Source organism: Streptomyces sp. AV19 (assembly GCF_015999245.1).
Taxonomy (GTDB): Bacteria; Actinomycetota; Actinomycetes; order Streptomycetales; family Streptomycetaceae; genus Streptomyces.
On sequence record NZ_JAEAMR010000009.1, the window covers coordinates 117459 to 133314 of the forward strand.

General features: G+C 73.4%; 13 protein-coding genes and 2 pseudogenes. 3 read left to right on the forward strand and 12 right to left on the reverse strand.

From position 1 onward, the window contains the following. Nucleotides 1-100, reverse strand: a pseudogene (locus I5Q34_RS17040) (malate dehydrogenase); the annotation flags it as partial. Between the two features lie 624 nt (nt 101-724). On the opposite strand from I5Q34_RS17040, the gene I5Q34_RS35790 reads away from it, so the two are divergent. Then, nucleotides 725-1237 carry a copper chaperone PCu(A)C gene (locus I5Q34_RS35790; RefSeq protein ID WP_199893145.1) on the forward strand — a complete coding sequence of 171 codons (513 nt, stop codon included), beginning with the start codon at nt 725-727 and terminating at the stop codon, nt 1235-1237. Nucleotides 1238-1551: 314 nt separating this feature from the next. On the opposite strand, the pseudogene I5Q34_RS17050 reads toward I5Q34_RS35790, so the two are convergent. From I5Q34_RS17050 to I5Q34_RS17075, 6 genes and pseudogenes are all read right to left on the reverse strand, one after another. Beyond that, nucleotides 1552-1656 (reverse strand): annotated as a pseudogene (locus I5Q34_RS17050) (malate dehydrogenase); the annotation flags it as partial. Nucleotides 1657-1797: 141 nt separating this feature from the next. Further along, complete coding sequence (locus I5Q34_RS17055; protein WP_199893146.1) at nt 1798-2850, reverse strand: XRE family transcriptional regulator; 1053 nt, start codon at nt 2848-2850, stop codon at nt 1798-1800. Between the two features lie 393 nt (nt 2851-3243). Then, nucleotides 3244-4059: an XRE family transcriptional regulator gene (locus I5Q34_RS17060; protein WP_199893147.1), complete on the reverse strand. Its 816-nt coding sequence runs from the start codon at nt 4057-4059 to the stop codon at nt 3244-3246. Continuing rightward, nucleotides 4056-4781 carry a helix-turn-helix domain-containing protein gene (locus tag I5Q34_RS17065; protein ID WP_199893148.1) on the reverse strand — a complete coding sequence of 242 codons (726 nt, stop codon included), beginning with the start codon at nt 4779-4781 and terminating at the stop codon, nt 4056-4058. Before I5Q34_RS17065 ends, I5Q34_RS17060 begins: the two co-directional genes overlap by 4 nt. Before the next feature lie 385 nt (nt 4782-5166). Then, nucleotides 5167-5802, reverse strand: coding sequence for a DUF3017 domain-containing protein (locus tag I5Q34_RS34750; protein ID WP_234429049.1), 636 nt, complete (start codon nt 5800-5802; stop codon nt 5167-5169). Further along, on the reverse strand, nt 5792-6667 hold the full coding sequence (locus tag I5Q34_RS17075; protein ID WP_199893149.1) for a bifunctional methylenetetrahydrofolate dehydrogenase/methenyltetrahydrofolate cyclohydrolase: 876 nt from the start codon (nt 6665-6667) through the stop codon (nt 5792-5794). The genes I5Q34_RS34750 and I5Q34_RS17075 overlap by 11 nt, the downstream gene beginning before the upstream one ends. Nucleotides 6668-6938: 271 nt before the next feature. Between I5Q34_RS17075 and I5Q34_RS17080 the strand changes: the two genes are divergently transcribed. Beyond that, nucleotides 6939-7490 carry a hypothetical protein gene (locus tag I5Q34_RS17080; protein WP_199893150.1) on the forward strand — a complete coding sequence of 184 codons (552 nt, stop codon included), beginning with the start codon at nt 6939-6941 and terminating at the stop codon, nt 7488-7490. A gap of 60 nt (nt 7491-7550) precedes the next feature. On the opposite strand, the gene purH is transcribed toward I5Q34_RS17080, so the two are convergent. Both purH and purN read right to left on the reverse strand, forming a co-directional pair. Further along, a complete protein-coding gene (gene purH, locus I5Q34_RS17085; RefSeq protein WP_199893151.1) occupies nt 7551-9119 on the reverse strand; it encodes a bifunctional phosphoribosylaminoimidazolecarboxamide formyltransferase/IMP cyclohydrolase in 1569 nt (522 codons plus the stop codon). Beyond that, nucleotides 9116-9745, reverse strand: a complete 630-nt coding sequence (gene purN / locus I5Q34_RS17090; RefSeq protein ID WP_199893152.1) for a phosphoribosylglycinamide formyltransferase — start codon at nt 9743-9745, stop codon at nt 9116-9118. Before purN ends, purH begins: the two co-directional genes overlap by 4 nt. 315 nt (nt 9746-10060) lie before the next feature. On the opposite strand from purN, the gene I5Q34_RS17095 reads away from it, so the two are divergent. Further along, on the forward strand, nt 10061-10795 hold the full coding sequence (locus I5Q34_RS17095; protein ID WP_199893153.1) for a cytochrome b/b6 domain-containing protein: 735 nt from the start codon (nt 10061-10063) through the stop codon (nt 10793-10795). 479 nt (nt 10796-11274) lie between these two features. On the opposite strand, the gene I5Q34_RS34755 is transcribed toward I5Q34_RS17095, so the two are convergent. From I5Q34_RS34755 to sucC, 3 genes are all read right to left on the reverse strand, one after another. Beyond that, nucleotides 11275-13263 carry a DUF6350 family protein gene (locus tag I5Q34_RS34755; RefSeq protein WP_277965528.1) on the reverse strand — a complete coding sequence of 663 codons (1989 nt, stop codon included), beginning with the start codon at nt 13261-13263 and terminating at the stop codon, nt 11275-11277. 459 nt (nt 13264-13722) lie between these two features. After that, a complete protein-coding gene (sucD, locus tag I5Q34_RS17105) occupies nt 13723-14607 on the reverse strand; it encodes a succinate--CoA ligase subunit alpha (protein ID WP_199893154.1) in 885 nt (294 codons plus the stop codon). A 21-nt stretch (nt 14608-14628) separates the two neighbouring features. After that, nucleotides 14629-15807 (reverse strand): ADP-forming succinate--CoA ligase subunit beta, encoded by a 1179-nt coding sequence (gene sucC, locus I5Q34_RS17110; protein ID WP_199893155.1) that lies wholly within the window; start codon nt 15805-15807, stop codon nt 14629-14631. Nucleotides 15808-15856 lie beyond the last annotated feature (49 nt).

The following is a 15856-nucleotide window of genomic DNA, read 5'->3' on the forward strand; positions in this document are numbered from 1 at the left end:
CGGCGCCGAGGAGGTGACCGGAGGCGATGCGGAAGAGCAGCGCGTAGCCGATCTGACCGGCCGCGCCGGTGACGGTGACATTGACGGGAGTGCGGGTCATGAAAGCTCCTGCGGGAACCGGGGCCGAGCGGCCTGGCCGTGTGTGAGGATCTCCTCAGCCGTTACTTTCGATCACTTGGGTTCCCTCGGCCAAGTCGGTGATGCCCTCATTTATGGGGTCATAGAAAAGCTTTATGCAACCCCCAGGTTGGGACACCGTAACGAGTGTTCGGTTCCTGAGCGTTGTGACGTGGACCTCTTGGATCGATTGTGCAGTGGTGAACGGATAGTTAAGGGATCATGTGCGCGAATATCCCTGTTTAAAGTGCCCAGAAAATGGCGGAGTTGATGGTATGGGGAATTGTGGCTGCTGATCGGGTGGCGGTAGCCATCCTAAAGATCATTACTGAGTTCGGGCGACCGTTCAGCCGTTTGTTCCGCCTTGACCCCGCGAAGGATGGGGCAGTGAACGGTCGGATGCGCACGACGCTTGGGCCACGCACCATGACATCTGTTATGACAACCTTCGACTCCCCCGGAGTCAACCTTCGGCAGAGATCGTCCTCTTTCGTCTCACCTAGCCTTTTGAGCTATGGAGTCACCCACTGTGTCGGCCTGGCTCTCCCCATCGCGGTCGGCCCGGACGTGTCCAGCACGGCCCATATCCCGACGAAAGGTCCGCACGGTGCCTCGAACCGCAACGCGCACTGCCCGTCTCGCCCCCGCCATCTGTGTTCTCGCTGCTGCGGCGCTTGCCCTGACCGGATGCGGTGGCAGTTCGAAGGACAGCACCGGCGCGAAGAACCGGACATCCTCCTCTGCGGTTTCCCAGGAACGGCTTCATATCTCCGGTGCCTACATCCCGGAGCCGGCCATGGGTATGGCCGGCGGCTTTATGTCGATCGAGAACAACAGCAGCATGGCCGACCGTCTGCAGTCTGTCGGTGCCGACTTCGCCGAAAAGGCCCAACTGCACGAGACCGTCGGCAACGAGATGCATCAGGTTTCCGCTCTCGGTATCCCGGCCCACGGCCGGCTCGAACTCAAGCACGGCGGGAACCACATCATGTTCATGGGATTGAAGAAGAAGCTGAAGACGGGGGATTCTGTCGTCCTCACGCTGCACTTCGCAGACTCGCCGGACATCGAGCTCAACGTCCCGGTCAAGGACAAGACCTACCAGCCCCGCAAGAGATGAACTCATCGATGGCCCAGGAGGCTCCGGCCATGGTGAGCGCGGTGCTGTCCATCGGTGCGTACTCCCTGTTGGCTGGTGCTGCCGTGTGCCTCTGGTGCTGCGCGGTCTCTTTGCGGCTCAGGCCTGGGCAGTAGCACTGTGCAGTGCTGTTCCTGGTGGGTGCGGCCTTGGGGGCATCTCGCGCCGCCCTGGGCGTTTGTCACGCCGAGCGTGCGCCCTGAGCTGAACTGGGTTTCGTAGCGGCCCTGAAGCCAGGCTTGATCGCGGGCCTTGTCCCCGAAAGTTGGACACGGATTATGCGGCTTGTGTCAGCGTAACTCGGCGCCGAGGAGGTGACCGGAGGCGATGCGGAAGAGCAGCGCGTAGCCGATCTGGCCGGCCGCGCCGGTGACGGTGACATTGACGGGAGTGCGGGTCATGGCGTCTCCTGCTGCGAACTGGGGTGGGTGTCCCTGCCCATGTTGTCCGGACCTCTCTCGGTATCAAGAGATCCGGGCGTCAGGCTATCCGACGGGGCCCGCCCCGTATCCCCGAACCCGTGTGGGACGCCTCACCTGGGGCTACGGCATGCGCGGCACGGTGCAGCCCTGCTCTCCGGAACTCAGCACGGCGCAGGCCGTGGCCTCGCCCGGGGCGGAGACGGCGACCATCGTGCTGTGGCCGTCGGCGCCGCGCTCCACGCGCCCCGCCCCGCTGCCCGTGGCGGCGCTGACGCGCAGGGCGTCGCCCGGGGCGCCCTGGGTCATCCGCGCCCAGGCGGCCTTGCAGGTGCCGCTGTAACGGACCTCCAGATAGGACGTGCCGACGGTGGCCGAACCGGCCGTCGTCGCGTGCTGCCCGCCGCAGCCCATGGTCTCCGGGTCCTTGCCGGTGCACCCGGCGCCCGTGCACCCGACACCCGTGGGCAGGGCGGCGGCCGGATTCCCCGCCGAGGGGAGGGCGGCCAGCGGCGTGGGCCGCTTCGCGCCGACCGGCCCGCTGCCGAGCAGCAGCACGGCGGCGACGGCGACGAGCAGGGTGCCGACGGCGCCGGCGGTGAACAGCAGGGCGGTGTGGCGGCCGCGTCCCGCCCGGCGGGGAGGGCGGCGACGATGCCCCGCGTCCATGGGGATGGCCTTCGCCCGGACGTCCACCCCGTCGTCGCGCGCCGACGCGGGAGGCGGGGGCGGCGCTTCGGGCCGGGACGGCGGCGGCAGTACCGACGCCTCGTCAACCCCCTCCGCCCCGAGCGCGACCGCCGCCCGCTTCTCCAGCGACGTGGGCGCCGGCGCGGTCGCGACGCCCAGCGCCGCCTTCGCCTCGGCGACCCGGACGGCCTCCATCGTCACGTCGTGCCGCAGCTCCGACCGGCTCCAGGCCCGCTCGGCCAGCTCCCACAGCGTGCCCAGGTGGCCCACGTCGATGCCCGTCGCCTCGGCGAGCGCCTCGGCGGCGCCGCGCGGCGGCAGCAGCCGGCCGTTGAGGTAGCGCTCCCACGACGTCTTGCTGTACCCGGTGCGGTCCGCGACCGCGCCGATCCCCAGCCCGCTGCGCTCCACGATCCTGCGCAACTGTTCGGCGAACTCCCGCACCTGCGGGTCGAGTTCCTCCGGCAACGCTCTCCAACGCGGCATGGCCCCTCCCCCATCGTCCCCCTGCGTACCGCGGTGCTACCCAGGGGATGCCATGAATCAGCGTGTCAGTTCCCCACGAGCGGGCGCATCGGGGCGTTCGGGGTTGGTCCATGCCCCCGGGCGCACGCCCCTGCGGCCGTCGGTCACCCGTCCACGCCGGGCGACGACCGCCGGAACACCCCCCGCCGGACGGATTCCGGCAGCGGCCGCCCTTTGGCAGCGGGCGCCTCCTGGTACGGGACCGTGACGCCGCATGTGACCTCGTACCGGAACTGTCCGCTCCGCGTCACAAGCCCCGCCCCGACCTTGATCGGGAAAGCGGCCCTTCAGGATCCTCTTCGGGGAGCGGCGGCCCGTCCCCCCACGGGGGTGGAGGACGGGCCGCTCGCTCGCTCACTCCTCCTTGGAGGGCGCGAAACACTCCCGCCCCCCGTCCGCGCCCTCGAAGCACACCCGCGCCGCACGCGGCTCCGCCGTCACCGTCATCGCCGTCGAGAGGTACACCTCGGTGTCCCGTTGACCCGCGGCCCGCACCCGCTTGGGGTCGGCGCCCGGCACCGACAGCTCGACCCGGTCGCCGATCCGCAGATGGCTGGCCTTCGCCCACACGGCCCCGCACTTCTCGGCGTACCGGACGGCGATCTCCTGCCCGCCGGCCAGCCGGCGCCGCTCCAGCGTCACCGCCATGCCCTGCGCGCCGCACCCCATCTCCTGGGGATCCGCACCCTCGCAGTCGGCCCCCGCGCACCCGGGCGCCCAGGACTGCGGATAGGAGGCGACGGCCGCCGGACTGCCGGCCCCGCCGCCCGCGTCCCGCCCCGCGACCAGGAACAGCAGCACCGCGGTGACGGCGAGGACGACGGCGGTGCCGGACACGACGTACGTCCGCACCGGCCGCCGGGCGGAACCTTCCGCCGCAGCCTCGACAGACGGACGCTCCGGCACGCCCGACCGCCCGCTCCACCGCTGCTCGGCCAGGTCCCACAGCGCCACCAGCCGCCCCGCCGGCTCGTCCGCCAGGCCGCAGAGCGCCTCGACCGCCTGCCGGGGCGGCAGCTTCTTGCCGTTGAGGTAGCGCTCCCACGAGGACTTGCTGTACGGCGTGCGCCCGGCGAGCGCGACCAGGCTCAACCCCGTGCGCTCCCGCAGCGCGCGCAGCTCCGCGGCGAGCGCCGCGCACTCCGCCGGCGGCGGCCGGTCACCGCTCACCGCCGCAGCTCCGCCCAGGTGTCCGGCCCGACGATGCCGTCCACGACCAGGTTCCGGTCCTTCTGGAAGTCCTGCGCCGCGGCCTTGGACTTCGGGCCGTACGAGCCGTCGATCAGTCCCGGGTCGTGGCCGTGGTGCCGCAGGAGGCACTGCGCCTCCAGCACCTCCCACCCGGAACTCTTGAGGTCCATGAGCACGCTGCGGGTCGGGCTGTAGCCCGCGCGCAGCTCCCCGTCCTCGCGCCGCACCTCGCAGGGGCGGGAGCGGCCCTGGACGAAGACGAACGGGCTCGGCGCCGTCCCGCCCGGCGCGCCGCCGCCCCCGTCGTCGCCCTGCCAGGGCCGCGCGATCAGCAGCCCGGCGGCCAGGGCGACGACCAGCACCGTGACCGCGCCGGCGACCACCAGGGCGCGCGACGGAATCCGCCGCGCGCCCGCGGGCGCGGCCGGCTCCTGCGCGGGCCAGGCCGCGGCGGCGAGTTCGTGCAGCACCAGCAGCCGGACCGGGTCCGTGGCACAGACCCGCGCCAGCTCCTCGACGGCGTCCCGCGGCGGCAGTTGGCGGCCGTTGAGGTAACGCTCCCAGGAGGAGCGGCTGTACGAGGTCTTGGCCGCGAGCGCGGCCAGACTCAGCCCGCTGCGGTCCTTCAACCGTCTCAGCTGTACGACGAATTGGGCCGCCTGTTCGTCGAGCGAGGCCGGTAATTCCTTCCAACGCGGCATGTTCCACCCCATACGCGTCTCGTCCCCCGGGGCCACGAGGCCCTTCTGCCGCACATCATGGCGACGCGCGAGCAACGAATCCCGCGCCGGGCGGCGGGGGCCGTGAGTTTCGGCCACGGCCGCCGCGGCCCACCCTGTCCCACGGCGGCAGCACCGCCCGCGCCGTCCCCGCAGCTCAGCGCGTGGGACGTCCCGCGATGACCCAAGCGGGGGCGGACTCCTGGCAGTTGGGGATGTGGCGCATCACAGTCTGTGCTGTGGGCCGGGCGGCGCGGTCCACCCCGCGCCGCCCTCGTGGGCCACGGGGGAAACGGGGGAAAGCCGCGGCCCGTCCTCCCGCGGGGGAGAGGACGGGCCGCGGATCCGGATCACCGTGAGCGAACGGCTAGTTGACCGTGAAGTGGAGCACGTCGTCCAGGAACGGGATCTTCAGCCAGGCGTGCGGCTGGGCCATCAGCGCCAGCAGCAGGATCGCCAGCCCCAGCCCGCCGTAGGTGAACATGTCGGTGAAGCGCGAGCGCACGGCCAGCATGCCCACCGACGGCAGCGTCCAGCGCAGCACCGCGCCGCCGATCAGCGCGATGCCGATCAGCATCGTCCCGATCCGGAACCCGTCCAGGGCGACGATCAGCAGCCCCAGGCCCGTCAGCCCCAGCACCGCGAGCAGCGGCCACTGCCGCGCGGGGGCCGGGGCGCCCCCGGGCGCGGCCCGCCCGCCGCCCTCGGGGCGGGCGGTGTCGCGGGTGAACTGGGGGAAACGACGGGAAGTGCGCGGCTTCTTCGCGCCGCCGGGCCTGCCCGCTCCGGCCTGCTTGCCCGCGTTGCCCGGGGCACCCGGCTTGCCCGCGTCGCCACGGGCGTCCGGGGCGTCCGCACCGCCGGAATTCCCCCGGGCCTGCGGGGCGCGCGGATCACCGGGCGCGCCCGGTGTGCCCGGCTTGCCCGCGCCACCCCGGCCGCCCCCGTCGGCCGCGCCGCCCGAAGCGCCCGACCGGCCGGGCCGGTCCGGCTCAGACCGCATCGGCGGCCCGCTCCGCGGCCTGCTGCTCGGCCGCTCCGACGACGTTCACCAGCAGCATCGCGCGGGTCATCGGGCCGACGCCGCCCGGGTTCGGGGAGAGCCACGCGGCGACCTCGGCGACCCCCGGGTCCACATCGCCCATGATCTTGCCCTCGCCGTCCCGGCTGACACCGACGTCCAGCACGGCGGCGCCCGGCTTGACGTCCTCGGGCTTGATCAGGTGCCCCACGCCGGCGGCGGCGACGATGATGTCGGCCTGGCGCAGCTGCGCGGAGAGGTCACGGGTGCCGGTGTGGCAGAGGGTGACCGTGGCGTTCTCGGAACGGCGGGTGAGCAGCAGGCCGATCGAGCGGCCGACGGTGATGCCGCGGCCGACGACCACCACGTGGGCGCCGTTGATCTCCACCTTGTGGCGGCGCAGCAGCTCGATGATCCCGTTCGGGGTGCAGGGCAGCGGGCCGGGCTCGTTGAGGACGAGCCGGCCCAGGCTCATCGGGTGCAGGCCGTCGGCGTCCTTGGCCGGGTCCATCAGTTCCAGCACCCGGTTGGTGTCGATGCCCTTGGGGAGCGGGAGTTGGACGATGTAACCGGTGCAGTCGGGGTTGTCGTTGAGCTCGCGGACGACCGCCTCGATCTCCTCCTGGGTGGCGGTCGCCGGCAGCTCGCGCTGGATGGAGCCGATGCCGACCTGGGCGCAGTCGCGGTGCTTGCCGGCCACGTACCACTTGCTGCCGGGGTCGTCGCCGACGAGGAGGGTGCCCAGGCCCGGGGTGATGCCCTTGGCCTTCAGCGCTTCCACGCGGGTGGTGAGTTCGGACTTGATCGCGGCCGCGGTGGCCTTGCCATCGAGAATCTGGGCGGTCATGGCTCCATCTTCCTGGATCCGGCGGCGTCCCTTCCGCTCGGGAGGTCCACCGCCCTGTGTTCGCTCGGTCTGCGTGATCACGCTCACGGCGCGATCACGGTCGCGCGGCACTTGAACAACGCAGAGGGTATCGGCTGGACAAAAGTCAATACCGCTACCACGATGAATCGCAGTGCCGCGGGCGGTTACGGGGGGCGAGCCGCTCAGCATGGTCCCTCCGGGATGTCCGCGTCCGTCCCCGCACGACCGATCACGGAGGATCGCCCCGACCATGAGCTTCGGCGACCAGAACAACCCGTACGGCCAGCCGCCGCAGGCCGCCCCCTACCCGCAGGGCGGCCAGCCCTACGGGGCGTACCCGCAGCAGGGCGGGTACAGCGGAATGCCGCCGGTGCCCGCCGAGATGCCGGGGGTGACGAAGGCCGCGCGCATCTTCATGTGGATCATCGCCGTGTCCCACCTCGCCATAGCCGGGATCTACGGCGTGGCGCTCGCCGCCTTCAACGACGTCGTGAAGAACAGCGACGACACGTCCGTGGACATGGACAAGGTGGCCGACTTCGGCAAGGGCCTCATCGGCTTCCTCGTCGCCCTCGCCGCCGTCTTCGCGGTGATCGGCATCATCCTGGCGCTGCGCTACGCGAAGGGCGGCAACGGCGTCCGCGTCGGCTCGATCGTCTACGCGTCCTTCGCCATCATCAGCGGCATCGTCAACATCGGTGCGTGGGGCCTCGGTCTGGTGGTCTTCATCCTGGCGATCCTGACCATCGTCTTCTGCGCCAAGCGCGCGAGCGCCGAGTGGTTCCAGCGCCCGCGCTACTGAGCCGCACCCGCCCCGGCCCGGAGGCCGCACCCCGCACCCGGGGTGCGGCCTCCGCCCGTCTCAGTGGAAGAAGTGGCGCGTACCGGTGAAGTACATCGTCACCCCGGCCGCCTTCGCGGCCTCCACGACCTGCTCGTCGCGCACCGAACCACCCGGCTGGACAACGGCCTTGACGCCCGCGGCGGTCAGCACCTCCAGCCCGTCCGCGAACGGGAAGAACGCGTCCGAGGCGGCGTACGAGCCGCGCGCCCGCTCCTCCCCCGCGCGCTGGACGGCCAGCTTCGCGGAGTCCACGCGGTTGACCTGGCCCATGCCGACGCCGACCGTGGCGCCGTCCTTGGCGAGCAGGATCGCGTTGGACTTCACCGCGCGGCACGCCTTCCACGCGAACGCCAGCTCGGCTAGCTCGTCCTCGGCCAGCGCGTCGCCCGTGGCCAGCGTCCAGTTGGCCGGGTCGTCGCCCTCGGCCTGGAGGCGGTCGCGGACCTGGAGGAGCATCCCGCCCTCGATCGGGCGGCCCTCCAGCGGCTGCTCCGGCGCGTCGGGGCAGCGCAGCACGCGGATGTTCTTCTTGCGGGCCAGGACCTCGACGGCCCCGTCCTCGTAGTCCGGGGCGACGATGACCTCGGTGAAGATCTCGGCGACCTGCTCGGCCATCGCCACGGACACCGGGCGGTTGACGGCGATGACGCCGCCGAAGGCGGACAGCGGGTCGCAGGCGTGCGCCTTGCGGTGCGCCTCGGCGACGTCCGAACCGACCGCGATGCCGCACGGGTTGGCGTGCTTGATGATCGCGACGCAGGGCCGGTCGCCCTGGTCGTGGGCGGCGCGGCGGGCGGCCTCGGTGTCCACGTAGTTGTTGTAGGACATCTCCTTGCCGTGCAGCTGCTCGGCGTCGGCGAGGCCGCTGCCGCCACCGGTGTAGAGCGCGGCGGGCTGGTGCGGGTTCTCGCCGTAGCGCAGCACGTTCTTGCGCTCGAAGGTGGCGCCCGCGAAGGCCGGGAAGCCCTCGCCGTCGGGCGCGTAGTCCGCCGCGAACCAGTTGGCGACCGCCACGTCGTAGGCGGCCGTGTGCCGGAACGCCGCGGCGGCCAGCCGCTTGCGGGCGTCGAGGCCGAAACCGCCGTCGGCGACGGCCTTCAGCACCTCGGCGTACGCGGCGGGGCTGACGACCACGGCGACCGACGGGTGGTTCTTGGCGGCGGCGCGGACCATCGAGGGGCCGCCGATGTCGATCTGCTCGACGCATTCGTCGGGCGAGGCGCCCGAGGCGACGGTCTCGCGGAACGGGTAGAGGTTGACGACCACCAGCTCGAAGGGGCGCACGCCCAGCTCGTCGAGCTGCGCGCGGTGGGCCTCGATCCGCTGGTCGGCGAGGATCCCGGCGTGCACGCGCGGGTGCAGGGTCTTGACCCGTCCGTCCAGGCACTCGGGGAAGCCGGTGAGCTCCTCGACCGGGGTGACCGGCACCCCGGCGGCCGCGATCCGGGCGGCCGTCGAGCCGGTGGAGACGAGCTCGACGCCCGCCCCGTGCAGCCCGCGGGCCAGCTCCTCCAGCCCCGTCTTGTCGTAGACGCTGATGAGCGCCCGGCGGATGGGCCGCTTGTTGTCCTGGTCCTGGGCGGTCACTGGTTGATCCGTACCTTTCGTCCCTCAATGCGGTAGCCGTGCCGGGCCAGACGCCCCACGACCTCGACGAGCAGCGCTCGCTCGACTTCCTTGATCCGCTCGTGCAGAGCGGTCTCGTCGTCCTCGTCCCGGACCTCGACCACGCCCTGGGCGATGATCGGGCCGGTGTCGACGCCCTCGTCGACGAAGTGGACGGTGCACCCGGTGACCCGCACGCCGTACGCGAGGGCGTCGCGCACGCCGTGGGCACCGGGAAAACTGGGCAGCAGGGCGGGGTGCGTGTTGACCGTCCGCCCGCCGAAGCGCGCGAGGAAGTGCTTCCCCAGGATCTTCATGAAGCCCGCGGAGACGACCAGGTCCGGCTCGTACGCGGCGGTCGCCTCGGTCAGGGCCCGGTCCCACTCCTCGCGCGAGGCGAAGTCCCGCACGCCGCGGACGAAGACGGGCAGCCCGGCACGCTCGGCGCGCTCCAGCCCGGCGATGCCCTCGCGGTCGGCGCCGACGGCCACGACGCGGGCCCCGTAGCCGTCCGGGTCGGCGGCGATCGCGTCCAGCAGGGCCTGCAGGTTCGTCCCCGAGCCGGAGACGAGCGCGACGATGCGGGCGGGACGGGCGGGGACGGCCACGACGGGGCCCTTTCTGGCTCGCGGGAGGTTCGCAGGACGGTTCGTAGGATCGTACGAGAAACCGGGTACGCCGGATACGGGGGACCCTACGAAGCCGCCGACCGCCAGCAACGATACCGGCACACCCGTCGGCCCCCGCGGGACGGGGGCGCACGCGGGAGGTAGCGTCTGGGTCCGGGGCGGCTCCGGGCCCTCCGCACGGGCGGACGCGTCGGGGACCGGCTCCGGAAACCGGTCGCGCGGCCGTAGGCTCGAAAGAACGCGCCGACGCGACGCCGACGCGACACCGACCGACCAGGGGAAGACACACTCCACATGCCGGACCGACGCCGCCCCGCGGTTCACCGCCCCCCGCTGCCCCGGCCGGTGACGGGCCTCCTCGCGCGCTCCTCGGACCAGCGGGACAACCCGTTCGCCCCGCCGCCGGAGGGCCGGCCCGACGAGCCCTGGCGTCCGCGCGCGCCCCAGGGGGACCAGGGCGACGACGGCGGCGGGAACGGCGGGCAGCAGCAGCCCGCCCCGCCCGCGTGGGGCAGCCAGTGGAGCAACCGCCAGCCCGGCCGCCACGACGGCGGCTTCGGCGGCCCGCCCGGCGGCGGCCAGGACCCGTCGAACGGCCCCGGCGCGAGCGGCCCGCGCTGGGACCCCTCCGACCCGGCCCAGCGCCGCGCCCGCTACGCCGTGCTCGCGGGCCTGTGGGGATTCTTCTTCGCCCTGTTCAGCCTGCCGGAGGTGGCCCTGCTGCTCGGCGCCCTGTCGGTCTACTGGGGCGTCAGCGCGCTGCGCGCCAAGGGCGCCGCCCGCCGCACCGGCGAGGGCGGCGCGCCCGCGCCGCAGCCGGGCGGCTTCCGGCCGCAGACGACGGCGGCGGTCAGCGGCCTGGTGATGGGCGGACTGGCCCTGCTGATCGTGGTGTCCACATACGGCTTCCAGCTGGTCTACCGGGACTACTACACCTGCGTGGACGACGCCCTGACCCAGTCCTCCCGCCAGGCCTGCGAAACCCACCTGCCCAAGCAGCTCCGCCCGCTGCTGGGCGCGGACGACTGAGGCGCCGGAACGGCGCGGCGGGCGGCTGACACCCGCGGACCGACGGGCCGCCGGAGGCACGCCCGCCCGGGGCACCGCCCCATCCCCGGGACCTCAGCGGGCCAGTGAATCCCGCCTTCCCCAGGGACGGCCACCGGGGGCCCATGCGCAGCCCGCCCGGCGGGAGGCGCCCGGACGGCACAGCGAGCGGCTGGCACCCGCGGACCGACGGGCCGCCGGAGGCGACGCCCGCCCGGGGGGTGCCACCCCTCCCCCCGGGATACTCACCGGCCCCGTGAATCCCGCCCGCCTCGGACGGCTACCCGCCCCGGGGCACTCAACAGGTCACGGGGAGACCACCTGCCTCGGGCACCGACCCGACCCTGAAACACCTGCGAGGCCGACCCGTCCCGGGACACTCGACGCAACCCCGTCCACGGCCTGCCGCCCGCCCCGGGACGGGCACCCCCGAAGCCCGCCACAGGGCACCCCCGGAACACTCACCGCTCCTCGAAGAGCCGCTCGCGTTCCGGGTCGCGGGGTTCGAAGTCCGCCATCAGGCCGCCGCCGGAGTCCTTGAGCGCGGCCCAGCGGGCCCGGCGGACGCCGGTGTCGTGCCAGTCGGGCGCGTCCGCGACGCCGAAGGCAGGGTCCGGGACCGGCGGCATCGGCGCCTTGCGGGACTTCCGGGCCCGCCGGGCCGCGCGCTCCGCCTCCCGCCGCGCCGCGCGGTCCGCCGCCCGGGCCGCCCGCGAACCGCGGTGCCTGCGCCGACGCGGCGGCTCGGCCTTCCCGTCGGCGCCCAGGACGGTGCCGTTCACCGGCAGCAGCGGCAGGCTCTCCGGCGCGTACTCCGGTCCGTACTCCGGCAGGTCCGCGAGGCCGTCCCGCTCCTCCGCCGCTTCCGGCCCGTGGGGCCGCTGCGCCGGGACGACCTCGGTGCCCTGCTCCCCGCCCACCGCGAAGCCCAGCCAGCCGGCCGCCGCCCGCCACCAGCGAGGCACCCGCCGGGGACGCGCCCGCCGGCGCCGCTCCGGGAGGTCCAGCCCCAGGGCGAAGCAGGTCCGCCGCCACCAGGACCCGCGCCGCTCCGGCGCCTCGGCCGGCCGCTCCTTGCGCAGCTGACGGACGATCAGCGCTCCCGGCACCCCGATCGCCGCCGTCCAGACCAGGCACGCGAGACCCGTGAAGCGGCAGACGGGACCGAAGCGGGCCAGGGTGGCGTTGCCCAGCGGCCCGCCGGCGGCGTAGGCGAGCACGGTGAGCAGCACGGCCGAGGCGACCGCCGCGAGGAAGGCGATGGCCATGGCCTCGCACCGGCCGACGGTCGCCGGACGGCGCGGCACCGCCGCCGAGGCGACCGCCACCCCCGCCCCGGCCACCACCGCGGCACAGCCCGCCAGCCCCAGCGGACCGGCCTCCCCGGGCCCGGGGAGCGCGGCGAGCAGCGGGAAGCGGGGCAGCAGGGGCAGGGGATGCCCCTGGGCACCGAGCACGGGCAGGGCCACGGGGGCGAGGACGCCGCCCGCGCCGACGACGACGCCCGCCCCCAGTCCGTACGCCGCCGTCCAGACCATCGCGTTGGGCAGCAGCGCCACGCTCAGCAGCACCACCGCGGTCTGCCCCGACCAGCCCGCGGCCAGCTGGGCCACGGCCTCCCGGGCGGCACCCCCGTTGAACGCCAGCGCCACCGCGAACAGCAGCGCCGCACCGCCGAGCAGCACGCCTGTACCGGCCGCGGTGGCCCGGGCGACGGCCAGGACGTGGGGGTAGGTGAACCACTCCCGCACCCGTCCCGGGACGAAGCGCAGCACCCGCCGGACGCGCGGCGGCGGCGTCCAGGGAGGACAGCCGGACGCCATCCAGACCCCGGCGGCCGCGGGGACGGCGGCGACGACCGGCAGGTGCAGCAGGGCGCTCAGCGGGTCGACGCGCACCGGGCCGGAGGAGGCGTAGAGCACGGCCGCGAGGCTCACCAGCAGGTATCCGCCGAGCAGGGCGGTGAAGGCGGTGCGGGGAGGGAGCGGGGGCGGCGCTTCGGGCCGGGGCGGCGGGGGGCCGTCGTCCCCCGCGTCCTCGGGCGCCTCGCCGGCCGCGTCGGCGTCCGCGTCGTCCTCGGCGTACTCCTCGCAGTCGGGGGCCGGGGCGTGACGGGCCGCGCGGTGCACCAGGACGCAGGGGACCACGGTGAACAGCAGCGGCGTCAGGCCCACCGGGGCGGGGGTGCCGGAGAGGGTCTCGGTGCGCACCAGCTCGGCGCCGTGCGCGAGCAGCCAGAGGCCGGTGGCGATGTGCAGAGCCCCGGCGGGGCCGCTGTCGGGGTAGGGCGACACGATCCACAGCGCCAGGACGAGCGTGGCGAACGCGCCCAGTCCCAGGCCAGCGGCGAGCGCGCCGCCGAAGAACGCCCTGCCCGTGCCCGGCGTACCGCGTGCCGCGAAGCGGAGGTACGAGGGCAACGAGGGACCGCTGTGGGCATATTGGGTCACAAGGGCCATGCTGCCAACAACGCGGCTTTCGGGCGGGTAGCGACAAATGACCGTCGTGTCGTGTTCAGAGTGGCAATCGGGTGGTGTACGTGGCGGGCCCCGGAACGGCGGAGGGGCCCCCCCCCCCGGGGGGGGGGGGCCCCCGGGGCCCCCCGGGCCCCCCCCCCCGCGGGCCCCCCCCCCGCCGGGGGGGCGGGGGGCCCCCCCCCCCGGGGGGGGGGGGGGGGGGGGGCCGGGGGGTTGGGGCCTGGAGGCCGCGGGCGTGAAGGTCGGCAAGACCCCGTCCGAGACCGCCCGCCTCGCCCGCGCCGCGCTGAGCGCCTGAGCGACCGCTCCGGCCGGTGCCGCCGTCCGGGCGGGGCGGGCCCCGGAACGGCGGCGGGCCCGCACCCCTGTGGAGTGCGGGCCCTCGGTGCCCGGCGGGACCGCCCGGACGGCGGCACCGGCCGGAGCGGTCGCTCAGGCGCTCAGCGCGGCGCGGGCGAGGCGGGCGGTCTCGGACGGGGTCTTGCCGACCTTCACGCCCGCGGCCTCCAGGGCCTCCTTCTTGGCCTGCGCGGTGCCGGAGGAACCGGACACGATCGCACCGGCGTGGCCCATCGTCTTGCCCTCGGGCGCGGTGAAACCGGCCACGTAGCCGACGACCGGCTTGGTGACGTTGGCCTTGATGAAGTCCGCGGCCCGCTCCTCGGCGTCGCCGCCGATCTCACCGATCATCACGATGAGGTCGGTGTCGGGGTCGGCCTCGAAGGCGGCCAGCGCGTCGATGTGCGTGGTGCCGATGACCGGGTCGCCGCCGATGCCGACGCAGGACGAGAAGCCGATGTCCCGCAGCTCGTACATCATCTGGTAGGTCAGCGTGCCGGACTTGGAGACCAGGCCGATGCGGCCGGGCTTGGTGATGTCGCCCGGGATGATGCCGGCGTTGGACTGGCCCGGGGTGATCAGACCGGGGCAGTTGGGGCCGATGATGCGGGTCTTGTTGCCCTTGGCCTTGGCGTACGCCCAGAAGGCGGCCGAGTCGTGGACGGCGATGCCCTCGGTGATGACGATGGCCAGGCCGATGCCCGCGTCGATCGCCTCGACGACCGCGGCCTTGGCGAAGGCCGGCGGGACGAAGACGACGGTGACGTCGGCGCCGGTCTTCTCCATCGCGTCGGCGACCGAGCCGAAGACGGGGACGGCCGTGCCGTCGAAGTCGACCTCGGTGCCGGCCTTGCGCGGGTTCACGCCGCCGACGATGTTGGTGCCGTCACCGAGCATGAGCTTGGTGTGCTTCATGCCCGTGGCACCGGTCATGCCCTGGACGATGACCTTGCTGTCCTTGGTGAGGAAGATAGCCATGGTGTGCTGTGACCTCGTCCCTTACTTCGCAGCCGCGAGCTCGGCGGCCTTGTCGGCCGCACCGTCCATGGTGTCCACGCGCTGCACCAGCGGGTGGTTGGCGTCGGACAGGATCTTGCGACCCAGCTCCGCGTTGTTGCCGTCGAGGCGCACGACCAGCGGCTTGGAGACGTCCTCGCCCTTGTCCTTCAGCAGCTGGAGGGCCTGGACGATGCCCTTGGCGACCTCGTCGCAGGCGGTGATGCCACCGAAGACGTTGACGAAGACGGACTTGACGTCCGGGTCGCCGAGGATGATCTCAAGACCGTTGGCCATGACCTCGGCCGAGGCGCCGCCGCCGATGTCGAGGAAGTTGGCGGGCTTGACGCCGCCGTGGTTCTCGCCGGCGTAGGCGACGACGTCCAGGGTGCTCATGACGAGACCCGCGCCGTTGCCGATGATGCCGACCTCGCCCTCGAGCTTGACGTAGTTGAGGCCCTTGGCCTTGGCGGCGGCCTCCAGCGGGTTGGCCGCGGCGTGGTCGACCAGGTCCTCGTGGTCGGGCTGGCGGAACTCCGCGTTCTCGTCCAGGGAGACCTTGCCGTCCAGCGCGAGGACGCGGCCGTCCTGCACCTTGGCCAGCGGGTTGACCTCGACGAGGAGCGCGTCCTCGTTGACGAAGGTCTTCCACAGGGTCACGAGGATCTCGGCGACCTGCTCCGCGACCTCGGCCGGGAACTTCGCCTGGGCGACGATCTCGCGGGCCTTCTCGATGGAGACGCCCTCGTTGGCGTCCACCGGCACCTTGGCGAGCTTCTCGGGGGTCGTGGCCGCGACCTCCTCGATGTCCATGCCGCCGGCGACGGAGGCCATGGCCAGGAAGGTGCGGTTGGTGCGGTCGAGGAGGTACGAGACGTAGTACTCCTCGGCGATCTCCGGAGCGGTCTCCGCGATCATCACCTTGTGGACCGTGTGGCCCTTGATGTCCATGCCGAGGATGTCCGTCGCGCGGGCGACGGCCTCGTCCGGGGTGGCGGCCAGCTTGACGCCGCCGGCCTTGCCGCGACCGCCGACCTTGACCTGCGCCTTGACGACCGAACGGCCGCCCAGTCGCTCGGTCGCCTCGCGCGCCGCCTCAGGCGTGTCGATGACTTCACCGGCCAGCACCGGTACACCGTGCTTGGCGAAGAGGTCCCTCGCCTGGTACTCGAACAGGTCCACGCGCGTCCGTCCCTTTTCCATGGATATCGCGGTTCGTTGTCTGCGCGGG